Source organism: Microbacterium sp. NPDC058021 (genome assembly GCF_042885955.1).
Classification (GTDB): Bacteria; Actinomycetota; Actinomycetes; order Actinomycetales; family Microbacteriaceae; genus Microbacterium.
In genome coordinates, this window is the sequence record NZ_JBHVRF010000001.1 from 670005 (window position 1) to 691728 (window position 21724).

Annotated in this window: 21 protein-coding genes; 12 read left to right on the plus strand and 9 right to left on the minus strand. The window is 71.3% G+C overall.

All coding sequences use genetic code 11. The annotated features are described in order from the left end of the window. Nucleotides 1–141: 141 nt before the first annotated feature. The 3 genes from ACFVR6_RS03115 to msuE are packed head-to-tail and all read left to right on the plus strand — an operon-like array spanning nucleotide 142 to nucleotide 2575. Nucleotides 142–990: a sulfurtransferase gene (locus tag ACFVR6_RS03115; RefSeq protein WP_386958707.1), complete on the plus strand. Its 849-nt coding sequence runs from the start codon at nucleotides 142–144 to the stop codon at nucleotides 988–990. Next, nucleotides 987–1991 carry a ketopantoate reductase family protein gene (locus tag ACFVR6_RS03120; protein WP_386958709.1) on the plus strand — a complete coding sequence of 335 codons (1005 nt, stop codon included), beginning with the start codon at nucleotides 987–989 and terminating at the stop codon, nucleotides 1989–1991. The genes ACFVR6_RS03115 and ACFVR6_RS03120 overlap by 4 nt, the downstream gene beginning before the upstream one ends. Next, nucleotides 1988–2575 carry an FMN reductase gene (msuE, locus tag ACFVR6_RS03125; protein WP_386958711.1) on the plus strand — a complete coding sequence of 196 codons (588 nt, stop codon included), beginning with the start codon at nucleotides 1988–1990 and terminating at the stop codon, nucleotides 2573–2575. Before ACFVR6_RS03120 ends, msuE begins: the two co-directional genes overlap by 4 nt. Before the next feature lie 31 nt (nucleotides 2576–2606). Here the strand turns inward: msuE and ACFVR6_RS03130 are convergent, their stop codons facing one another. Together ACFVR6_RS03130 and ACFVR6_RS03135 are read right to left on the minus strand one after the other, a co-directional pair. Beyond that, nucleotides 2607–3140: a ribonuclease H family protein gene (locus ACFVR6_RS03130; RefSeq protein ID WP_386958713.1), complete on the minus strand. Its 534-nt coding sequence runs from the start codon at nucleotides 3138–3140 to the stop codon at nucleotides 2607–2609. Nucleotides 3141–3308: 168 nt separating this feature from the next. Next, nucleotides 3309–3935, minus strand: coding sequence for a DnaJ family domain-containing protein (locus ACFVR6_RS03135; RefSeq protein ID WP_386958714.1), 627 nt, complete (start codon nucleotides 3933–3935; stop codon nucleotides 3309–3311). A gap of 109 nt (nucleotides 3936–4044) precedes the next feature. Between ACFVR6_RS03135 and ACFVR6_RS03140 the strand changes: the two genes are divergently transcribed. Then, the gene (locus ACFVR6_RS03140; protein WP_386958716.1) at nucleotides 4045–4659 is read left to right on the plus strand and encodes a PadR family transcriptional regulator; all 615 of its coding nucleotides are present in this window, start codon (nucleotides 4045–4047) and stop codon (nucleotides 4657–4659) included. On the opposite strand, the gene ACFVR6_RS03145 is transcribed toward ACFVR6_RS03140, so the two are convergent. The 7 genes from ACFVR6_RS03145 to ACFVR6_RS03175 all read right to left on the minus strand — a co-directional run bounded on the left by ACFVR6_RS03145 (nucleotide 4656) and on the right by ACFVR6_RS03175 (nucleotide 12847). Continuing rightward, nucleotides 4656–5672, minus strand: coding sequence for a LacI family DNA-binding transcriptional regulator (locus ACFVR6_RS03145; protein WP_386958718.1), 1017 nt, complete (start codon nucleotides 5670–5672; stop codon nucleotides 4656–4658). The genes ACFVR6_RS03140 and ACFVR6_RS03145 overlap by 4 nt on opposite strands. Continuing rightward, entirely contained in the window at nucleotides 5669–7204 is a 1536-nt protein-coding gene (locus ACFVR6_RS03150) for a sugar ABC transporter ATP-binding protein (protein ID WP_386958720.1), read from the minus strand. Before ACFVR6_RS03150 ends, ACFVR6_RS03145 begins: the two co-directional genes overlap by 4 nt. A 49-nt stretch (nucleotides 7205–7253) precedes the next feature. After that, nucleotides 7254–8285: an ABC transporter permease subunit gene (locus tag ACFVR6_RS03155; protein ID WP_386958722.1), complete on the minus strand. Its 1032-nt coding sequence runs from the start codon at nucleotides 8283–8285 to the stop codon at nucleotides 7254–7256. Continuing rightward, entirely contained in the window at nucleotides 8282–9313 is a 1032-nt protein-coding gene (locus tag ACFVR6_RS03160) for an ABC transporter permease (protein ID WP_386958724.1), read from the minus strand. The genes ACFVR6_RS03155 and ACFVR6_RS03160 overlap by 4 nt, the downstream gene beginning before the upstream one ends. After that, entirely contained in the window at nucleotides 9310–10872 is a 1563-nt protein-coding gene (locus tag ACFVR6_RS03165) for a sugar ABC transporter ATP-binding protein (protein WP_386958726.1), read from the minus strand. Before ACFVR6_RS03165 ends, ACFVR6_RS03160 begins: the two co-directional genes overlap by 4 nt. A 64-nt stretch (nucleotides 10873–10936) precedes the next feature. Continuing rightward, entirely contained in the window at nucleotides 10937–11923 is a 987-nt protein-coding gene (locus tag ACFVR6_RS03170; protein WP_386958728.1) for an ABC transporter substrate-binding protein, read from the minus strand. Nucleotides 11924–12259: 336 nt separating this feature from the next. Beyond that, a complete protein-coding gene (locus ACFVR6_RS03175; protein WP_386958729.1) occupies nucleotides 12260–12847 on the minus strand; it encodes a helix-turn-helix domain-containing protein in 588 nt (195 codons plus the stop codon). Between the two features lie 186 nt (nucleotides 12848–13033). On the opposite strand from ACFVR6_RS03175, the gene ACFVR6_RS03180 reads away from it, so the two are divergent. The 8 genes from ACFVR6_RS03180 (at nucleotide 13034) to ACFVR6_RS03215 (ending at nucleotide 21682) form a co-directional block, all read left to right on the plus strand. Next, complete coding sequence (locus ACFVR6_RS03180) at nucleotides 13034–13942, plus strand: ABC transporter substrate-binding protein (RefSeq protein ID WP_386958731.1); 909 nt, start codon at nucleotides 13034–13036, stop codon at nucleotides 13940–13942. An 8-nt stretch (nucleotides 13943–13950) separates the two neighbouring features. Next, the gene (locus ACFVR6_RS03185) at nucleotides 13951–14913 is read left to right on the plus strand and encodes an amino acid ABC transporter permease (protein ID WP_386958733.1); all 963 of its coding nucleotides are present in this window, start codon (nucleotides 13951–13953) and stop codon (nucleotides 14911–14913) included. After that, the gene (locus ACFVR6_RS03190; protein ID WP_386958735.1) at nucleotides 14910–15689 is read left to right on the plus strand and encodes an amino acid ABC transporter ATP-binding protein; all 780 of its coding nucleotides are present in this window, start codon (nucleotides 14910–14912) and stop codon (nucleotides 15687–15689) included. Before ACFVR6_RS03185 ends, ACFVR6_RS03190 begins: the two co-directional genes overlap by 4 nt. Before the next feature lie 27 nt (nucleotides 15690–15716). Continuing rightward, the gene (locus tag ACFVR6_RS03195; RefSeq protein WP_386958737.1) at nucleotides 15717–17300 is read left to right on the plus strand and encodes a thiamine pyrophosphate-binding protein; all 1584 of its coding nucleotides are present in this window, start codon (nucleotides 15717–15719) and stop codon (nucleotides 17298–17300) included. A 39-nt stretch (nucleotides 17301–17339) separates the two neighbouring features. Then, entirely contained in the window at nucleotides 17340–18341 is a 1002-nt protein-coding gene (locus ACFVR6_RS03200) for a dimethylarginine dimethylaminohydrolase family protein (RefSeq protein WP_386958739.1), read from the plus strand. Continuing rightward, nucleotides 18338–19591 carry a M20 family metallo-hydrolase gene (locus ACFVR6_RS03205; RefSeq protein WP_386958741.1) on the plus strand — a complete coding sequence of 418 codons (1254 nt, stop codon included), beginning with the start codon at nucleotides 18338–18340 and terminating at the stop codon, nucleotides 19589–19591. The genes ACFVR6_RS03200 and ACFVR6_RS03205 overlap by 4 nt, the downstream gene beginning before the upstream one ends. Further along, nucleotides 19588–20517, plus strand: a complete 930-nt coding sequence (locus tag ACFVR6_RS03210) for a C-terminal binding protein (RefSeq protein ID WP_386958742.1) — start codon at nucleotides 19588–19590, stop codon at nucleotides 20515–20517. The genes ACFVR6_RS03205 and ACFVR6_RS03210 overlap by 4 nt, the downstream gene beginning before the upstream one ends. Nucleotides 20518–20677: 160 nt before the next feature. Beyond that, on the plus strand, nucleotides 20678–21682 hold the full coding sequence (locus ACFVR6_RS03215) for a LacI family DNA-binding transcriptional regulator (protein WP_386958744.1): 1005 nt from the start codon (nucleotides 20678–20680) through the stop codon (nucleotides 21680–21682). Nucleotides 21683–21724 lie beyond the last annotated feature (42 nt).

Sequence of the window (21724 nt, forward strand, 5' to 3'; positions counted from 1 at the left end):
GCGCCCCACCGACACGGGGCGTCACATGTCGAAAGGTGTCGACACACACGCCGCCGCGGCGTGACGACGCGGCGGCGATTTCCTAGCCTGGGCTCACCGCCCCTTGCCGGCGCCCGCCGCCGCGACCGACCCGGGAGAACCATGTCCCTCCTCATCACCCCCGACGCCCTCGCCGACCTCCTCGACGCCGATGCCCCCGTGCGGGTGCTCGACGTGCGCTGGCGGCTCGACCGTCCCGACGGGCGTCCCGAGTACCTCGCCGGGCACATCCCCGGCGCCGTCTATGTCGACCTCGACCGCGAGCTGGCCTCGCGCGGGGAGCCGACCGATGGCCGGCATCCGCTGCCTTCGACCGCGCAGCTGGGGGAGGCCGCGCGCCGCTGGGGGATCGACGACGGCGACACAGTCGTGATCTACGACGACCTCGCGTCGTTCGCCGCGGCCCGCGCCTGGTGGCTGCTCACCGATGCCGGCGTCGCCGATGTGCGCATCCTCGACGGGGCGCTGCGTGGCTGGGTCTCGTCGGGGCGCGCACTCGAGGAGGGCAACGTCGTGCCGGAGCCGGGGAGTGTCACGCTCGGGCGTGGCATCCTGCCCCGCCTGTCGATCGAGGATGCCGCGCGGCTGCCCGAGCACGGGGTGCTGCTGGATGTGCGCGCCGAAGAGCGCTACCGCGGCGACAACGAGCCCATCGACCCGCGCGCCGGTCACGTGCCGGGAGCGGTCAACGCGCCCACGACCGGCAACGTCGACTCCGACGGCCGATTCCTCGCACCCGACGCGCTGCGGGAGCGGTTCACGCAGCTCGGGGTCACCGACGACCGCCCGGTGGGCGTGTACTGCGGCTCCGGCATCACCGCGTCGCACACCGCGCTCGCGCTGACCCTCGCCGGGTTCGCCCCGCAGCTGTACCCGGGCTCCTGGAGCCAGTGGTCGAACCACCCCGACCGCCCGGCGGCGCTCGGGTCGCAGCCGGGCGGGCGCCCATGAGCCGGTACGTGGTCGTCGGCGCGGGGGGCGTCGGCGCGCTGCTGGCCGCGCAGTGGACGCTCGCCCAGGTTCCCGTCGTGCTCGTCGCAGGTGAGGTCGAGCGCGAGGTGATCGCCCGCGACGGGCTGCGGGTGCGCCGACCGCACGGCGACGAAGTCGTCGCCGTCGATGTCGTGGCCTCCGTCGAGGCTGCGCGGCCGACGGCGGCCGACACCGTCGTGCTGGCGGTGAAGACCCAGGATGCCGAGCGCACCGTCGCCGCGATCGCGTGGGTGCCGCTGGCCGACGGCCGCGGCGTCGTCGCCGACCTCCCCATCCTCACGGTGCAGAACGGTCTCGCCGCCGAGCGCCTGGCGCTGCGGCGCTTCCCGACCGTCGTGGGCGTGTCCGTCGGGGCGCCCGTGAACCACCACCAGCCCGGAGTGGTGGTCGCCGCCGCGCACCCCATCGTGGGCGCGGCGTGGCTGGGCGGGTACCCCCGGTCGCTGCCGGCCGAGGAGGAGCGGCACCGGCTGGCGCTGGCGGCCGCGGGGTTCGCGGCATCCGTCGAGCCCGACATCGCCGCCGCCAAGCGCCGCAAGCTCATCGCGAACCTCGGCACGGTCGTCGAGGTGTTCCAGGCCACGCGCGAAGAAGCGGAGGATGCCGAGGCCGCGCTCGCCGACGAGGCGAGGGCCGTGTTCGCGGCGGCCGGGCTGGCCGTCGCGCCGCCGCCGCGCGACGGTGCGCGCCTGCAGGTAGGTGAGGTCGACGGGCACGACCCCGACCGCGGCGCCACCTGGCAGAGCTTCGCCCGCGGGGCATCCAGCGAGGTCGACTACCTCAGCGGCGAAGTGGCACTCACTGCGCGCCTGGCCGGAGTCCCGGCGCCGCTGAACACCGCGGTCGCCCGTGCGCTCGGGGCGCTGGCCGAGCGTCGCGGTGGCCCGGGCGAGATCCCGCTGCCGCAGGAGTTCGCATTCGAGCTCGTGGGCGGCGCAGCCGGGCGGGCGCGGCGATGAGCGCGGGGGAGTCGTCGCCGCTGCGCGTGGTGGGTGTGTCGGGGTCGCTGCACGCCCCGAGCAAGACCACGGTGCTCGTCGAGGAGATCGTCGCGGCCGTCGCCGCGCGGGTGCCGGTGTCTTCGCGCATCATCGACGTCGCCGACCTCGGCGGGTCGTTCGCCGGCGCCCTCACCCGGGCCGAGCTGGGTGCCCCGGCGCAGCAGGCGCTGGCGGACATCGAGAGCGCCGACCTGCTGGTGGTGGCGAGCCCGGTCTACCGCGCGTCGTTCACGGGCCTGTTCAAGCATCTGTTCGACTTCGTCGAGCAGTACGCGCTGGTGGGGACCCCGGTGCTCGTGGCCGCCACCGGCGGCGGCGACCGGCACGCCCTCATCCTCGAACACCAGCTGCGTCCGCTGTTCGGGTTCTTCCAGGCGCTGACGCTCCCGGTGGGGGTCTACGCGAGCGCCGGCGACTTCGACGGCTACGCGCTGGGGTCGGCGGCGGTGCGGGCGCGCATCGAGCAGGCCGTGGACCGCGGGCTGCCGCTCATCCGCAAGGCGGTGGAGCAGGAAGTGTCGCTGTACGTGTCGAACTGGTGAGGGGCGGCGGCCGGCAGCGGCATCCGCTCGGTCAGCGCTTCTTCGCCGGGGCTTCGGCGACGTCGAGCTTCGGGTGCCCGCCGAGCGATGACCACGCGCTCTCGGTTCCCTTCGCGGCGTGCTCGGCGGCGCGCACGGCGCGCTCGTCGGCCCACTCGTTGAGCACGTGGCCGCGGTGGCCGCGCACGTGCTCGATCACGACGTCGGGAAGGCCCGCCGCCTTGCGCGCGTCGCGGGCGGCGATCAGCTGCTCCAGCAGGTCGCGGTTCTTGGTGGGGGCGCCGGTGGAGGTCTTCCAGCCGCGGCGTCGGTGGGCGTCCATCCACGACTGGTAGGTGTCGATGGCGTACTTCGAGTCGGCCTGGATGTGCAGGTGCGCCACATCCGGGTGGTCGGTGATCGCCTTCAGCAGGCCCATGAGTTCACCGACGTTGTTCGTGCCCTGCGGGATGGCCCCCGCCGCCCAGTTCCCGTCGGCGGCGACCCATGCCCACCCGGTCGGTCCGGGGTTGCCTTTGCAGGCGCCGTCGGTGGCCACGATGTAGGGGGAATCCGGGGAAGTCACGGCCGCAAGGTTACCTTCCCGGGTGATGGGCGCCGCGCCGCGGGCGCCCAGCGCGGCCGGGTTCGGTCGTCGCATTCTTCCCGCAGCAGGCCCGTGACCGGGCCTTTCGTGACGACCGAAGTGGCTGTGGGTGGGCGAAGCGGCGGGGCACACCGGCGGGGGTGGCGGTCAGCGCCCGCGGCGCCACCAGGGGCGGCGTGCGCGCGCCGCGGCATCCGCTTCGGCCGCGGTGGATGCCGCAGCCTGCCGCTGGGCGCGGCGCGCGTGCCACGCGGCCACCTCTTCGTCCGCGTCGCGAAGCGGCGTCACCACCGGTGGCCCGCCCTGCAGCTGCCGACGCGCCTCGATGACACGGCGGTTGAAGTCCTCGATGTACTCGCGCACCTCATGCTCGCGGGCGACGGCGTCGACGCGCTCCTCGAACTCGGCGTGCTCTGTGCGCAGCATCAGCGACGGCGGACCCAGCCCGGTGAGTTTCTCGGTCTGGATCTTGCGGCGGATCCACCAGTCGGGGTCGTGCTGCGTTCCGAGGCCCTCGATCGGCTTGCCCGCGCCGGGCAGGTCATCGAACTCGCCGCGCCGGATGGCCTGCTGGATCGCCGTCTCGACGTACGCCGCACGGTCGGTCGCCATGGAGCTCCCCGGACTCGAGCGCACGTGCTCTTCCTCGGCGGCGGCATCCGCGGTGGCCTGCGGGGTCTCGTCGGTCACATCCGCACCGGCCTCGCCGTCGAGTTCGCGCTGCATCCTGTCGACGCGGTAGCGCGCCGCGTGCAACCGGGGATCCTCCGTCATCTTCACCTCCAGCCCTTCCACGCTAACGCGATCCGCCGTAGACATCCCAATACCGCGTATGTATATACTCAGAAATCACATACGCGGTATGCATTGATGGGAGACACGGATGTCGGTACGACAGAGCCTGCTGGCGATCCTGGATCAGGGGCCGTGCTACGGCTACCAGCTGCGGGCGGAGTTCGACCGTCGCACCGGGTCCACCTGGCCGCTGAACGTCGGGCAGATCTACAACACCCTCGACCGCCTCGAGCGCGACGGTCTCGTCGAGAAGGGCGACGTCGACGAGCAGGGGCACGTGTACTGGCAGATCACGGATGCCGGTCGCACCGAGGTGCGCGCCTGGCTCGCCGCCCCGGTCGAACGAGGCCAGGGCACCCGCGACGAGCTCGCGATCAAGCTCGCCGTCGCAGCGACCCTGCCTGGCGTGGACGTCGCCGAGGTGATCCAGACGCAGCGCCGTGCGTCGCTCGCCCAGCTGCAGGAGCTGCAGCGCGCGAAGTACGCCGGGGCGGACCCGGATGGGCCGGAGGAGCTGGCCTGGTCCCTCGTCGTGGATGCCATGATCTTCACCGCCGAAGCGGAGGTGCGCTGGCTCGACCACACCGAGCAGCGGCTCGCGATGCATCCGCGCCACGCGATGGCACTGGAGCTGTCGACCGACAAGCCCAAGCGGGGGCGCCCCGCCAAGGCGCAGCAAGCGCCCGCACCCGCCGTCGCTTAGACAGCCGCCCGCCGGGTCGACTCCCGCACGACCAGATGGGTCGGCAGCGGGGTGGACTCGGTGACGGCATCGGGCTCCTCGACCGCCAGCAGCACCTTCTGCATGATGAGCTCGCCGAGGGCGGCGAAATCCTGGCGCACCGTCGTGAGGGGCGGCAGCAGGAAGGCCGCCTCCGGCACGTCGTCGAACCCCATGACGCTGACGTCGTCGGGAACGCGCAGCCCGCGCTCGCGCAGCGCGGAGAGCACCCCGATCGCCATGTGGTCGTTGCCGACGAACACGGCGTCGCCGGGCGCGAGGTCCAGCGCCAGCCCGCGCCGGTGGCCGCTCGCCGCCGACCAGTCGCCGTGCTCGGGCTCGACGGCCTCCAGCCGACGGGCGGCCAGCTCGTCCCGCCACCCGCGCAGCCGCTCCAGCGCGTCGGGGTTCCGGGGCGGCCCCGCCAGGTGCAGGATGCGCTCGTGCCCCTGCTCGGCGAGGTGGCGCACAGCGGCCCTCGCGCCGCGGTACTGGTCGATCGAGACGAAGTTCGGATGCCGGCGCTGCGTCGCAGCCGCCGCGACGAGTGGCACGCTGACATCGAGGCCCTGCACCACCTCGAGCACGGCGACGTCGTTGACGATCAGCACGATGGCATCCACCCGCTGGCGCATCAGGCCTTCGACGACGGTGCGGATGCCGGCGGGGTCGGGATCCAGCGACGAGACGGCATCCACCGAGTACCGCTCGCCCCGCGCGGCGACGTTGAAGTGGGTCGCGATCGAGGTGGGGCCGAAGTCGGACACCCCCGGCGTGACGAGTCCGATCGTGCGGGTGCGGCGGGTGACGAGCGCGCGGGCGGCGGGCGACGGGCTGTAGCGCAGCTGGGCGATCGCCTGCTCGACGCGCGCGCGGGTCGCGGGACGCACGTTGGGCAGGTCGTTGAGCACCCGCGAGACGGTCTGGTGCGACACCCCCGCCAGGCGGGCGACGTCGAAGATGTTGGCGGCCCTGGCGCCCTTGTCGTCGCTCATGCGGGGCCCTCCGGTGCGTCGTCGTCGGGCTGCGCGACGAGGGCGAGCAGCGAGTCGGCGGTGAGGTCCTCCGAGGGGACGATCTGGACGACCCGCCCGTCGCGCAGGATCGCGACGCGGTCGGCGACGCGCAGCACCTCTTCGAGCTCGGCCGAGATGAAGGCGACCGACAGGCCGTTGTCGGCGAGTTCGCCGACGAGGTTCTGGATGTCGACCTTTGCGCCCACGTCGATGCCGCGGGTGGGCTCGTCGAGCACGATCACGCGCGGCGAGAGCGCGAGCAGCCGCGCCAGCAGCACCTTCTGCTGGTTGCCGCCCGAGAGGGTGCCGGCGGGCCGGTCAGGGTCGGCGGGACGGATGCCGAGCGCTTCGATCCAGCTGACGGCGAGCTCGCGGCGACGGGCGTCGGGCATGCGGTGCAGGATGCCGCGCTGGGCTTGGAGGGCGAGGGTGATGTTGTCCTGCACGCTCAGCTCGCTGATGATGCCCTCGGTGCGCCGGTTCTCCGAGGAGTAGACGACGCCGAGCGAGATGGCCTGGCGGGGGCTGTGCAGGGTGGTCGGCCGCCCCGCGATGCGCAGGATGCCGGCATCCACCCGGTCCACGCCCGTCAGGGCCCTCGCGAGCTCGGTGCGCCCGGATCCCAGCAGGCCGGCCAGGCCCAGCACCTCGCCCTCCGCCAGGGCGACGTCGGGGTCGCCCGGCTGCGGTCGAGGCGTCGCGTCGTGGGCCTGCAGGTAGGCGGGGGCCGCGTCGTCGGGCGCGATGTCGGGCCGCGAGCGCACCCCGAGGTCGGCGATGGAGCGGCCGAGCATCTTCTGCACCAGGTCGATGCGCAGCAGCTCGTCGGGGACGTATTCGCCCACGAGGCGCCCGCCGCGCAGCACCGTGATGCGGTCGCAGATCTCGTACACCTGGTCGAGGAAGTGGGAGACGAACAGCACCGCCACCCCGCGGGCGGTGAGCTCGCGGATGACGCGGAAGAGCTCGGCGACCTCGTCGAGATCGAGGCTGGAGGTCGGTTCATCCAGCACCAGCACGCGCACCTCGGTGGAGATGGCCCGCGCGATGGCCACGAGCTGCTGCACGGCGGGGGCGTGGCTGCCCAGCAGCGTGCTCGGGTCGATGTCCAGTCCCAGGTCGGTCAGCACCGCGCGGGCACGGCGGCGCATCGCGGGCCAGTCCAGTGCCCCGAAGCGGCGGGGCTCGCGGCCCAGGCAGATGTTCTCCGCGACCGTGAGGTTCGGCAGCAGATCGATCTCCTGGTAGACCGTGCTGATGCCGGCGGCCAGCGCATCGTGCGGCGAGGAGAACCTCCGCGCGCGGCCGTCGACGCGCACCTCGCCGGCATCCAGACGCAGCGCGCCCGTGAGCGCCTTGATGAGGGTCGACTTGCCGGCGCCGTTCTCACCCATCAGCGAGTGCACTTCGCCGGGGAACATCCGGAAGTCGACATCGTCCAGCGCCGTCTCGACACCGAAGCGCACCGTGGCGCCCGCGATCTCGACGACCGGAGGGACGACGTTGTGCATGGAGTCCATCATGCCGGGACCAGGCCCCCCGACCGGTCCCGGCATGCGGTCAACGGCGCTGAGCCGCAGACCGGGCGACGATGATTCGCTGGACGACGACGAACACCAGCAGCAGTGCGCCGATCGAGATGCGGGTCCAGGACTGCTCCGCTCCGAGGAAGGAGATGACCGTCTTGATCGTGCCGTAGACGAAGACGCCGATCATCGAGCCGACCACGAACCCGCTTCCGCCGGTGAGCAGTGTGCCGCCGATGACGACTGCGGCGATCGTGTCGAGTTCGGTGCCGATGCCGTTGAGCGGGTAGGACGCCCCCGTGTACGCGGTGAAGACGACCCCCGCGAGCCCCGCGCACACCCCGCTGACGACGTACGCGAGGATCTTCGTGCGCACCACCGGCAGGCCCATGAGGTGGGCGGACTGCTCGCTGCCGCCGATCGCGTAGATCGTGCGGCCGAAGCGGGTGAAGTGCAGCACGAGCGCTCCGACGAGGACGACGAGCAGGGCCAGGATGCCGGTGGGCGTGATGTACCAGCTGCCGGGCGCGACCTGCAGGCGCGTGGACTGCAGCCAGAGGATCGCCGGGTCCTCCACCTTGATCGACGACAGGCTCACCATGAACGCGAGCCCGCGGGCGGCGAACATCGCCGCCAGCGAGGCGATGAACGGCTGCACGTCGAAGTAGTGCACGAGCACGCCGACCGCGAGCCCCATCCCGGCGCCGATCGCGAGCATCACCGGGATGACGACGGCGGTGGGGAGCCCGTCGCGCAGCAGGCTCGCCCCCAGCATCCCGGTGAAGGCCATCACCGCGCCCACCGACAGGTCGATGCCGCCGGTGAGGATGACGAAGGTCATGCCGACCGCGAGGATCAGCAGGTAGGCGTTGTCCAGGAGGAGCGAGGACAGCACGCGGGGGGTGAAGAAGTTGCCGAAGTACAGCTGCGCGCCCACGAGCAGCAGCAGCAGGATCGTCACGGCGGCCAGCACCGGGATCCAGGTCACGCGGCGGCTGGTGAAGCGGCGTACCGAGCCGACGGCGGAAGCCGCGCGGGTCTCGCCCGCCACGGTGAGACCGGTCATCGGACCACCTCCGGGGTCTTCGGGGCCCGCGACGACGTCGCCAGGCGCGAGATGCCGCCGCGCAGCCGCGGCGACTGGATGAGCACGACGATGACCACGATGATCGCCAGGAACAGGGGACTGACCGCCGGTGGCACCCCGAGGAACGTGATGGTGGACTTCAGGGTCTGGATGGTGAAGACCCCGACGACGGTGCCGGCGATGGAGAACTTGCCCCCCATCAGGGAGGTTCCGCCCAGCACGACGGCGAGGATGGCATCCAACTCGATGTACAGGCCCGCGGCGTTGGCGTCGGCGGCGGAGATGTTCGAGCTGTAGAGGATGCCGGCCAGCCCCGCGAGCAGTCCGCTGGCGGCATACGCGCCCCACACGATGCCGCGGGAGCGCACCCCGGCCAGGCGGCTGGCCTCGGGGTTGATGCCGACCGACTCGGTGAGCACCCCGAGCGCCGTGCGCCGCTCGACCACCGCGACGATCGCGATCGCGACGAGCGAGACGTACAGCGCCAGCGGCAGACCGAAGACGTAGCCCTGCGCCAGGAAGCGGTAGGGCTCGCTGTTGATCGTCGTGATGAAGCCGCCGGTGATGAGCAGCGCCACGCCGCGCCCGGCGAGCATGAGCACGAGGGTGGCGATGATGGGCTGGATGCCGACGACGGCGACGAGGAACCCGTTCCACAGCCCCAGCACGAGGGCGACGGCGATGCCCGCGAGGATCGCCACGAGCACGGTGCCGAGGTCGTCGGGGGAGGGCGAGCCGGCGATGATCGTCAGGGCCACCGCGCCCGAGACCGCCATGATCGCTCCGACCGACAGATCGATGCCGCGGGTGGCGATGACGATCGTCATCCCCAGTGCCACGAGCATGAGGGGCGCGCTGTTGCGCAGGATGTCCAGGAGCGGGCCGTAGAGCTGCCCATCGCGCACGGTGACGCTGATGAACGACGGTCGCGCGATGGTGTTGACGACGATGAGGGTCAGCAGGGCCGCGATGGGCCAGAAGAGCCGCTGCCGGACGAGTCTTCTCATGCGACGTTCTCCACGTGGTCGGAGGTCTCCGGGGATTCCTGGGCGATGACCTCGACGAGGTCGCTGACATCGATGTCGTGCGAAGTGAGTTCGCCGATCTTACGGCGATCGCGCATCACGACGATGCGCTGCGCGAGGCGCACCACCTCTTCGAGCTCGGAGGAGATGAACACCACGGCCAGTCCCTGCTCGGCGAGCTCGGCGACTTTGCGCTGGATGTCCGCCTTCGCGCCCACGTCGATGCCGCGGGTGGGCTCATCGAGGATGATCAGCTGCGGCGCCGTGGCGAGGCTGCGTGCCAGGAGCACCTTCTGCTGGTTGCCGCCGGAGAGGTTGCGGATGAGCGCCTGCGGATCGGCAGGCCGCACGCCGAGGGCGCGGATGTACTCGTCGACGATGGCATCCTGCTCGGCCTTGCGCATCTTGCGCAGCGCGCCGCGCTTGGCCTGGATGCCGAGGATGATGTTCTCCGCCACGGTGAGGTCGCTGATGGTCCCCTCGGCGCGGCGGTCCTCCGAGGAGAACGCGATGCGCCGGTCGATGGCCTGCCGGGGCGAGCCGATGCGGGCGCTGGCGCCGCGCACCGTCGTGGTGCCGGAGTCGGGGCGGTCGGCGCCGAACAGCAGGCGCACGAGCTCGGTGCGTCCCGAGCCGAGCAGGCCCGCCAGTCCCACGACCTCGCCGTCGAACACCTCGATGTCGGTCGGGTCGAGCACACCGCGCCGCCCGATGCCACGGCTGCGCAGCACCGGCTCGCCGGTGCGGTCGATGGTGCGCTCGGCGCTGCGGGAGAGCGCGTCGAGCTCGTCGAGCTCACGGCCGATCATGAGGGAGATGAGCTCGCCCCGCGGCAGCTCGGCGGCGGGGTACTCGCCCACCAGCCGGCCGTTGCGCAGCACCGTGAGGCGATCGGAGATCTCGTACACCTGGTCGAGGAAGTGCGTGACGAACAGGATCGCGACGCCGCGGTCGCGGAGGTCGCGGATGACGGCGAACAGCTGCTCGACCTCGGTGCGGTCCAGGCTCGAGGTCGGTTCGTCGAGCACCAGCACTGCGGCATCCGTCACCATCGCCCGGGCGATCGCGACGAGCTGCTGGACGGCGATGGAGTGGCTGCCCAGCAGCGAGCGGGTGTCGATGTGCACGCCGAGGCTCGCCAGGTGGCGGGCTGCGTCGCGGTGCAGCGCCGCCCAGTCGATGCGGCCGAAGCGGCGGGGCTCGTGGCCGAGCACGACGTTCTCGCCGACCGACAGGTTGGGGCAGAGGTTGACCTCCTGATAGACCGTCGACACACCGGCCGCCTGGGCGTCGGCGGCGGAGCGGAACTCGCGCGGCACCCCTCGCACGCCGATGGTCCCCGCGGTGATCGGGTAGACGCCGGTCAGCGCCTTGATGAGGGTGGACTTTCCCGCGCCGTTCTCGCCCATGAGCGTGTGCACCTCGCCGGCGCGCAGGGTCAGGTCGACGTCGTCGAGGGCCTTCACGCCGGGGAACTCCACGGTGATGCCGCGCAGCTCCACGGGATGGGTGACGGCGGTGGTGGTGCCGTGCGAAGTCATGCCGATCTCCTCCAGGAGAGGCTCGGGGGCCGGCGGACCGGCCCCCGAGCGGGTGGGTCAGCGATCAGTAAGGACGCGAGTCCAGCACTTCGGCTGCCTGCTCCTGCGTGAAGCTCTGGTCCTCGACGATGGTGCGCTTGTCGACATCGTCGCCGGCGAGCACCGCCTTCACGAGGTCGGCAGCCTTCTCGCCGAGGAGCGGGTTGCACTCCACGATGAAGTTGAACTCGCCGTTGGCCAGCGCCGTCATGCCGTCCTTGACGGCGTCGATCGTGACGATCTGGATATCGGTTCCCGGGGTGAGGCCGGCTGCCTTGATGGCATCCAGGGCGCCCAGGCCCATGTCGTCGTTGTGCGCGAAGAGCACGTTGATGTCGGAGCCGTACTTCTGGAGGAAGCCCTCCATGACCTTCTTGCCGCCGTCGCGGGTGAAGTCGCCCGTCTGCGAGTCGAGCACGGTGATGTCGGTGCCCTCGGTGGCGCTGGCGAAGCCGGTGGCGCGGTCGAGCGCCGCCGACGATCCGGTCGTGCCCTCGAGGATGACGAGGTTCGCAGCCTGGCCGTCGAAGTTGTCGGCGACCCACTGGCCTGCCGTCTCGCCCTCCTTCTCGAAGTCCAGGCCCACCCACGAGGCGTAGAGGTCGTCGCTCGCGCTCACGGTGCGGTCTTCGAGGATGACGGGGATGCCGGCATCCTGAGCCTCTTTGAGCACGTCGTCCCAGCCGTCGACGGTGATCGGCGCGATGACGATCGCGTCGACGCCCTGGTTGATGTAGCTGCGGACCTGCTGGATCTGCGCTTCCTGCTTGTTGTCGGCGGCGTTGAAGATGAGGTCGAAGCCGTTCTCCTCGGAGAAGGCCTCCTTCATCGACTCGGTGTTCGCTGCGCGCCAGCCGGACTCGGACCCGGTCTGCGCGAAGCCGACCGTGATGAGTTCGTCGCCGCCGCCTGAGGCGTCGCCGCCTGCCGTGTCTGCGCCGCCGGCACAGCCGGTCGCCGCCAATGCGAGCGTGCCCAGCAGCGCGACGCCGGCGAGGATCTTCTTGTTCATCCCACAACCTCCTCGTTCGGGACCGGCAACCCTGCCGGTATCGGGTGCGAGCTTCAGTGCTCGTTGCGTGAATGTTAGCCCTCACAATTGGCTCGGCGCGAGGGTGTGAGCGATAACAGTTCGGTAACAGGCCGTTATCCGCAGGCATCGCCCGTGTGAGAAAAGCGAGCGTTGCGCCGATTCCCGTGAGCGATCACATTTTCGCTGACAATGCGCGTGGAGAGGTTGCCCATCACGTGACAGCCCTGCAGTGGGGGGCGACGGATCGAAATCGCCGAACATCGTAACTTCCGTGTAACACACCCCAGAAACACAGAAGTTTCGTATCAGGCAACCCTAGGCATCGGACCCGCTCCATGGCGCCGGGGAGAGGATCCACAGGAACTCGGCCGGGCCGGTGCCGTCGTTGCGCCACGTGTGGGCGTCTTTGCCGCGGAACGTCAGGGTGTCGTGCGGGTGGAGCACGATCTCCTCATCCGCGAAGACGAGGGTGACCGAGCCGCTCAGGATGAGCACCGTCTCGGTCTCGCAGTTCATTGAGTAGAGGTCGCGTCCGCCGGATGCGCCGGGGTCTGCGCGCGACCACAGCAGCTGCGTGCGGGGCTCGCTGCGGGGCGTGAGCAGCCACTCGGCGACCCCGCTGCCGCCCATGTTGATCGCCGGTGCCGTGGCGAGGGAGATCACCTCGCGCTCCGGCGTGGTGAAGAGGCTTCCGATCTCGAGCGACAGCACCTCGCACAGTGCGACCAGCGTCGCCACGCTCGGGGAGGCGGCATCCCGCTCCAGTCGGCTGACGAAGCCTTTGGTCACACCGGCGGCCTCGGCGACCTGCGCGATGGTGAACCCGCGCTGCTGCCGCGCGTGGCGCAGGCGCGGACCGATCTGCGGCGGGCCGGTCGTGGGGGTAGGAACCACTGGTCGCATGGGATCTCCTCGATCGGTGCTCAACGTACGTGGAACGCGGGAGGTGCCTCGTCGTCAACTTCCGGGCCTCGCCGCACCCGTCGGCAGTGACCGGGCAGGGAAACCTCTGTGAAACAAGCGTTGCCTAATGTTCAACACGTTACTTCCTCGACGGAACCCGAACCACCGAGCACAAGGAGATTCCCCATGCCTCAGCGCACCCTCGGCCGCATGGCCTTCGCCATCAGCGGCCTCGCCCTCAGCGCCGTCCTCGTCGCCGGCTGCGCCGGCACCTCCGATGCCCCGGCATCGGAGTCCGCCGCGGGTGCGAACGCCGAGAACGAGTTCTTCCAGGCTCTTCCCGCCGCCGTGCAGGAGGCCGGCTCGGTCAGCGTCGGCACGGAGGCGTACTACCCGCCCTACGAGTACATCGACACCGACGGCTCCACGATCGTCGGCCTCGACATCGACCTTCTCGATGCCGTCACCGAGCGCCTCGGTATCGACTACAAGCTCGAGAACGTCGCCTTCGACACGTTGCTGCCGTCGCTAGACGCGGAGCGCTACGACGTCGTGGTCGCGGGGATCACCGACACCGTGGAACGCCAGGCGAACTACGACTTCGTCGACTACTTCGCCGCAGACCAGGCGATCATCGTCACGGCGGGCAACGAGGCGGGCATCTCGTCGATGGCGGACCTCTGCGGCCTGACGGTCTCCGTGCTCGTCGACTCCACGCAGCAGAGCCTGCTGGAGGAGCAGAACGCCGCGGCGTGCGCGAGCGATCCGATCGACATCCTCACACAGCAGAGCGACACCGAGGCGCTCATGCAGGTGCAGTCCGGCCGCGCCGCGGCGCTGCTCACCCAGGAGGCGGTCGGCATGTACAACGCATCGCAGATCGGCGGCGGTACGGCCTTCGAGGTCGCCAACGAGGGATCGATCGAGCCGATGCCGCTCGGCTATGTCTTCGCCAAGGGCAACGACGAGCTCCGCGACGCGTTCCAGAAGGCGCTGCAGTCCCTCGTCGACGACGGTACGTACGACGAGATCCTGAGCTCCTACTCGCTCATCAACGCTGCGCTCGACGAGATCACCGTCAACGGCGCCGAGTGACCCGACCCATGACCGCGACACACATCTCCGATACGGCGCGACGCACGGTCGTGCCCGTCCGGCACTACGGGCAGTGGGCCGCCGCCATCGTCGTGATCGCCCTCGCGGGTGCACTCGTCTGGCAGGTCGCCACCCGCAGCGTCGTCCGGTGGGAGCTCATCTTCTCCCGCGTCGGGGCGGCGGCGATCCTCGAAGGTATGACGATGACGGTGCTGCTCACCGTCGTCAGCATGACTCTGGGCGCGGCGCTCGGAGTCGTGATCGCGGTCATGCGGGTCTCCGGCAACCGGCTTCTGGCCTCGGCCGCCTGGCTGTTCGTCTGGATCTTCCGCGGCACCCCGCTGCTCGTGCAGATCCTGATCTGGTTCAACCTCGCCCTGTTCATCCCCACGATCGGGTTCGGCGCCGCGGAGATCAGCCTCAACGTGCTCATCTCCCCGTTCACCGCCGCGATCCTCGCGCTCGCACTGAACGAGGCCGCCTACGTGTCGGAGATCGTCCGCGGCGGACTGCTCTCGGTCGACCGGGGCCAGTACGAGGCGGCGGATGCCCTCGGCATGGGGCGCGGCCAGGCGCTGCGCCGCATCATCCTGCCCCAGGCCATGCGGTCGATCCTCCCTCCCATGGGAAACGAGCTCGTGACCCTCCTGAAGGAGACGTCCCTCGTCTCGGTGATCGGCGCCGGCGAGCTGCTCTACCGCGCCCGCCAGATCGGGGCTGCGGACTACAGCGTCATCGAGATGCTCCTGGTGGCGAGCATCTGGTACCTGATCCTCACGACGATCGCGGGCATCCTGCAGAGCTGGCTGGAGCGGCGGTTCTCCCAGAGCCTGCAGAACCGCCAGCCCGGCTGGACGGCGCGCATGTTCGGATTCCGCCGCGAGCCGGCCGGCGAACCGGCGCTGCTGACCGGACCGGCTGCCGTCATCGAGACCACAGACAGCGTTCGCGCGGAGGGAGCATCCCGATGATCGGCACACAGAACCGGCCCCTGGTCGTCGTCGACGGCGTGCGCAAGGCGTTCGGCCCCCACGAAGTGCTCACGGATGTCAGTCTCGAGGTCCAGGCCGGCGAAGTCGTCGGCATCCTGGGTCCGTCGGGATCGGGCAAGTCGACCCTGCTGCGCTGCATCAATCACCTCGAGGAGATCGACCGCGGCGAGATCCGCGTCGACGGCATCCTCGTCGGGTATCGCGAGCACCGCGGGCGCCTCCACGAGTTGCGCCCCCGAGAGGTCGCCGAGCGGCGCCGGGAGATCGGGATGGTGTTCCAGCGGTTCAACCTCTTCGGGCACATGACCGCACTGGAGAACGTCGCCGAGGCGCCCATCCGGGTGCTGGGGCGGTCGAAGGCCGAGGTGCGCGCGGAGGCCCTCGCGCTTCTTGACCGCGTCGGGCTGGCGGACAAGGCGGGTCACTATCCCGCACAGCTCTCCGGTGGCCAGCAGCAGCGCGTCGCGATCGCGCGCGCCCTGGCGATGCGACCCAAGGTCATGCTGTTCGACGAACCCACCAGCGCGCTGGACCCCGAGCTCGTCGGCGACGTGCTGGGCGTCATGCGCTCCCTGGCGCAGGACGGCATGACGATGATCGTCGTCACGCACGAGATCGCCTTCGCCCGCGACGTCTGCGACCGGGTGGTGTTCATGGCCGACGGCGTCGTCGTCGAGCAAGGACCGCCCGCGCAGGTGATCGACGACCCCCAGCACCAGCGGACCCGCACCTTCCTGCGCCGCGTGCTCGGCTGACCCCACACGATCCAAGGAGACACCACGATGAGACTCGGCGAGGCCGTCGCCCACCAGCTGGCGCTGCGCGGCGTGGACACCGTGTTCGGCATCCCCGGCGTGCACACGATCGAGATGTACCGGGGGCTTCCGGCCGCAGGCATCGCGACGCACCCGGCCCGTCACGAGCAGGGCGCGGGCTTCATGGCCGACGCCTATGCGCGGCAGACCGGCGAGGTCGGCGTCGCGCTCCTCGTGACCGGGCCGGGCCTGCTGAACGCCCTCACGCCGCTGGCGCAGGCCTGGCACGACTCGGTGCCCGTCCTCTTCCTTGCGGCAGACACCGCCACCGCCGATCTCGGCCGGGGACGGGGGCCGCTTCACGACGTGCGCGATCAAGTGCTCGCCGCATCGGGCGTCACCGCCCACGCGTGGCGGCTGACGGATGCCGCGGACCTGCCGGCGCTGCTCGACGCGGCCTGGCATGCGCTGCGGGGACCGCGACCGCGCCCCGTCGTCATCTCGCTTCCCATCGATCTGCTCTCCGCCGAGGTGTCCGACGCGCTCGCCGCCGCGCCGCCGGCACCGCTGCCGGCGCGGGTCGCGCCCGAGCAGGACGTCGTGGAGCGCGCGGCCGTCACGCTGCGCGCCGCAGCGTCACCCGTCATCCTCGCCGGGGGAGGGGCCCGTGGGGCGACGGCACAGGTGCGTCGCCTCGCCGAACTGCTGGATGCCCCGGTCATCACGACGGGGAACGGCGCCGGCGTGCTGCCCGGCGACCACGCCCTGTCCGTGGGGCCGCTGCTGCCGATGGCGGGTGGCCACGCACTCCTGCGGGACGCCGACGTCGTGCTCGCGGTCGGCACCGAGTTCTCCGCCGCCGACATGCTCTACAGCGGCCGCACCGCCGAAGTCACCGGCATCCTCGTGCGTGTCGACACCGATCCCGCGAACCTCCACGCGCCGCGCGTCGCCGACGTCGCCCTGTGCGCCGACGCGGCACTCGCCCTCGACGCCCTCGCGGATGCCCTCCCTGGGCGCTCCACTGCGGGCGGCGCGGGGACGGCGCGCGCGGCGGCGGCGGTCGCCTCGAGCGACTGGACCGATCAGTCCCTCGCGCACCTCCCGTGGGTGGCGGCGATCGGACGCGCCGTGCCGCGCGATGCCGTGCAGGTGCTGGACTCCACCCAGTTGGCGTACACGCTGCATCAGGTCGTCACCCCCGACGAGCCGACCGCACGCATCGCCCCCTATGGACTCGGCACGCTGGGCCCCGCCCTGCCCATGGGCATCGGCGCCGCCATCGCGGAACCAGACCGCCCCGTGCTCGTCATCGCCGGAGACGGCGGTGTGCTCTTCACCCTGACCGAGCTCGCCGGCGCTGTGGAACTCGGGAGGCAGTTCACCCTGCTGATTTGGGACAACCGCGGGTACGGCGAGATCCGGGACTCGTTCGACCGAGCGGGTGCCCAGCGCATCGACACCGAGGTGACCGCGTTCGACCACGTGCTGATCGCGCGGGGCTTCGGGGCCGACGCCGTGGGCGTGGACACCCCCGAGGAGCTCGAGCGGGAGCTGTCCGACGCCATGCGGCGTGAGGCCGCGACGGTCATCGTCGCCCGAGGATTCTGACCGCACGACGGTCGACCAGACAGAGGAGTAAGGACGCAGATGAGCGAGTTCGATTCGACCATGGAGGTCTCCGACGGGCGGTTCCACCGCCTCATGGGTCCCGAGGGCGCCCCCGGGTTCCTCGACCACGCGGAGCTGGAGGGCACCTGGGGCCGTCGCTGGGGCGCCGCCGACGAGGTGGGCCGCCTGCGAGCCGTGCTCATGCGGCGGCCCGCCGCGTGCCTGGCGGAGCTCACCGGCGACATGTACGACGCTTCGGTCGACGCACTCGTCGAGCCGAACGGCCGCGGGTACTGGACCGGCCGGGACGCGCCCGACATGGACCGCGTCCGCGCCGAGCACGACGGCTTCGCCCAGCTCCTGCGCGACAACGGGATCGAGGTCGTGTACGCCCCCGATCTGCCGACCTTCCCCAAGGCCGTCTACACCCGCGATCCGCTCGTCACCATTGCGGGCGGGGCCATCATCGCCCGAACGGCCGCGCGCATGCGCCGCGGTGAGGAGCAGACGATCACGCAGGCCGTCGCGAACGCAGGCATGCCCATCCTCGGCACCATCGCCGGGGAGGGAATCGTGGAAGGCGGGACGTTCGTGAAGGTCCGCCCCGACCAGGCGTTCCTCGGTACCTCGGTCCGCACCACCCCGGAGGGATACCGCCAACTCGCAGCCCTCCTGGACATCCACGGCATCACGCTGCACCGGGTGTCGCTTCCCGGATACCTCATCCATCTCGACATGTGCTCGTCGATGGTCGACCACGACCTCGCCCTCGTGAACCCGCGTCTGGCGCCCTACGACTACATGGCCGCCCTGGAGGCCCTCGGCATCGAGCTGGTCGAGGTGCACCCGACGGAGGAATGGGCCAGCAACCTGCTCGTGCTCGACCGTCGCCGCGTCGTCATGCCCGATCATCTGCCGCGCACCGCCGAGCGGCTCGCCGCGAAGGGTGTCGAGGTGCTGACCGTGCCGTATCGCGAGATCTTGAAGAACGGCGGCGGGCTGCACTGCTCGACCATGGAACTGCAGCGGGACTGGGCATGAGCGGGCTCGACGGGTGGGCCTTCCTCGCCGACTTCGCCCGGATGTCGACCTTCGGCGCCACGGCCGGCGGCGGCGTCGACCGGCAGGCCGGAACGGATGCCGATGGCGAGGTGCGCGCCTGGTTCGCCGAGCTGCTGCGCACCCACGGCTTCGTGGTTCACCAGGATGCCATCGGCAACCTCTTCGGGCAGGTCGAGCTCGTCCCCGGTGCACCGTACGTGCTGTTCGGTTCGCACCTGGACAGCCAGCCGCTCGCCGGCCGGTACGACGGCGCGTACGGCGTGCTCGCCGCCGCCCACGCGGCGGTGCGCGTCCTCGCCGCGCACCGCGCTGCGGGTACGCTCCCGCGCTACAACATCGCCGTCGTGGACTGGTTCAACGAAGAGGGATGCCGATTCAAGCCGAGCATGATGGGTTCGGCTGTGGCCACAGGCAAGCTCCCGCTGGAGGTCGCCCTCGACACGACGGACCCCGCCGGGACCACGGTGCGCGGGGCGCTGGAGCGGCTGGGTGCCGCGGGTGCCGACTCCCTCCCCGAGATCGCCGCCTACGGCGAGATCCACATCGAGCAGGGCCCGTCGATGCAGGAAACGGGCGTGACGATCGGGGCCGTCGCGGAGACGTGGTGCGCCTACAAGTACGAGGTCGTCGTCCACGGTGAACAGGGGCATACCGGATCGATGCGGATGGCCGACCGCCGCGATGCTCTCCTCGGGGCCGCGCACGTCATCACGGCGGTGAACGACCTCATCCGCTCCTTCCCGGAGGAAACACTGCACACAACGGTCTCCGAGATGTATCTGGAGCCCAACTCACCGGTGACCATCGCCCGCGAAGTGCGCATGCTCATCGACCTGCGGGCAGAGACCACCGACGAACTCGAGCGTGCCTTCGACCTGCTGCAGCAGCGGATCGCCGCCATCGAGGAGCAGACCCGCACGCGTGTCGAGTTCCTCTCCAGCTCGGTGTGGAGCTCCGGCCCCTTCATCGACGCAGGCGTGCGTCTCGTGGAGGAGGCGGCCGCGGACCTGGGGCTCACCCACACGCGGGTCAAGACGCTCGCCGGCCACGACGCCACCAATGTCAAGGACATCGTGCCCACGGTGCTCGTTTTCATCCCGAGCGTGGACGGCATCTCGCACAACGAGAAGGAGTTCTCCACCGACGCGGACATGCTGGCGGGACTGGACGTCTTCGAGAGGGTCGTCAGGGGCCTGGCCGATGGCGCCCTCGACGTGGTCGGCTCATGACGGCGCGCCCGGTCGCGGTGATCACCGACGTCACCGATCTGTCTCCGGAGCCCGCGCGGCGCATCCTGGTGGATGCCGGTTTCGACGTCGAGGTGCTGCGCTGGGACGTCACGCACGAAGTGCCGGAGCGGGCGCGGGCCGCGGTGGCGGCGCTCGCCGGCTACGCGCACCTCGGGGCGGACTTCTTCGCGGCATTCCCGAATCTGAGATGGATCGGCACGGCCTCCACGGGCAGTGACATGGTGGATGCGGTTTCCGCCGCCGCGCACGGTGTGACGGTGAGACCGCTCGCCGGGGCGTCCACCGAAGAGGTCGCCACGCACGCCCTCGCCCTGACGCTCGCCACCGAGCGCGACCTGCGCGACGCGCAGGATGTCGTGGCGAGGGGACAGTGGACCGACGCGTTCGAGCGCCTGCCACGCCGTCTGAGCGAGCTGACGTTAGGACTCTGCGGGCTCGGACGTATCGGTGCCCGGTTCGCCGAGATGGCCAGTCCGCTGTTCGGCCGCGTCATCGGGTACGACCCGTCGGCCCTCGCGCCGGGTGTGGAGCCCGTGGGCTTCGACGAGCTGCTGGCGCAGAGCGATGTGCTGTCCCTCCACCTGCCGCTCCTGCCCGAGACCCGCGGCCTGATCGGGGCGTCGGAGATCGGGCGGATGCGCCCCGGAGCCACGCTCATCAACGTGTCCAGGGGCGAGCTGGTCGACCTCTCCGCCCTGGCTGCGGCGCTCGACGACGGCACGCTGCGCGGTGCCGGGCTCGACGTGCTCGACGCGGAGCCGCCGCGTGCCGACCACCCGCTGCGCGCACACCCGCGCGCCGTCGTCACTCCGCACATGGGGTTCCTCTCGGCGACCTCGCTGCGCAGCTACGAGTGCGAGCCGGCCGAGGCGCTGGTGGCGTGGTGGTCCGGCCACAACGTGTGACTCCCCGCTCCCGCCCCGCCGCAGCGCGGCTCGTGTGTCACGAATGGCGGATGCCACGGGCCGGGACTGTGCGTAAGTGACACCCGAGCAGCTCGGGCACGCCCCCGCGGGCGCGGCGGCGCGCGCGGCGGTGCGTGCGGCCCGCGCTAGCCTGAGCGGCATGTCCGAGCCTGCCGTGACCCGCGCCAAAGTGGGCGTGCGCGACGTCGCCGCGCTCGCCGGGGTGTCGTCGCAGACGGTGTCGCGGGTGCTCAACGACCACCCGCACATCCGCGACGAGACCCGCCGGCGGGTGCTGGAGGCGATGGCGACGCTGGGGTATCGCGTCAACAACGCCGCTCGCTCGCTCGGCACCGCCACGACCCGCACGCTCGGCGTCATCGCCTCGGATGCCACGCTCTACGGCCCCGCCGTCGGCATCGCCGCGCTCGAGACGGCCGCGCGCACCGCCGGCCGCTGGATCGCCACCGCCTATGCGGATGCCGCCGACGCGGCATCCGTCTCCGCCGCCGCCGAGCACCTGCTCTCGCAGGGTGTCGACGGCATCGTCGTGGTCGCTCCGCACGCTCGTACCCTCGAGACCCTCGCCGGGTTGGAGCTGCCCGTCGCCGAGTTGCACGGCGGGCCGGGGGCTGCGCGGCAGGGCGAGGGCGCCGGCTCGGCCGTGCATCACCTCGTGGACCTCGGCCACACGCGCATCGCGCACCTGACCGGCCCCGCCGAGTGGCGCGAGGCGGCCGCGCGCGACGCCGGGGTGCGTGCCGCGCTCGCCGCGGCCGGCCTCGAACCGGGGCCGCGCTGGGAGGGCGACTGGTCGGCGGATGCCGGCGCCCACCGCGCCGCTGAGATCGCCGCCGCCGTGCGCGCGCCCGGCGGCCCGACGGCGGTCGTCGTCGCGAACGACCAGATGGCCCTGGGTCTCATGGCCGGGCTCGCCGACCTCGGGCTCGCGGTGCCGGGCGACGTGAGCGTCGCCGGGTTCGACGACAACCCGGATGCCGCGTACTACCGGCCGGCCCTGACCACCGTGCGCCTGGACATCGAGGGCGAGGCGAGGCGCTGCATCGGCGAGGTGCTGGGGCTGGAGGCGGCCGACGCGCCTGCGCTCACGCCGGCACCGCCGACGCTTGTGGCACGCGCCTCGACCGGCCCGCCTCGCTCGTGACCCGGCCCGTGTCGGCAACCGCCTCGCTCGCCCGGAATCGAC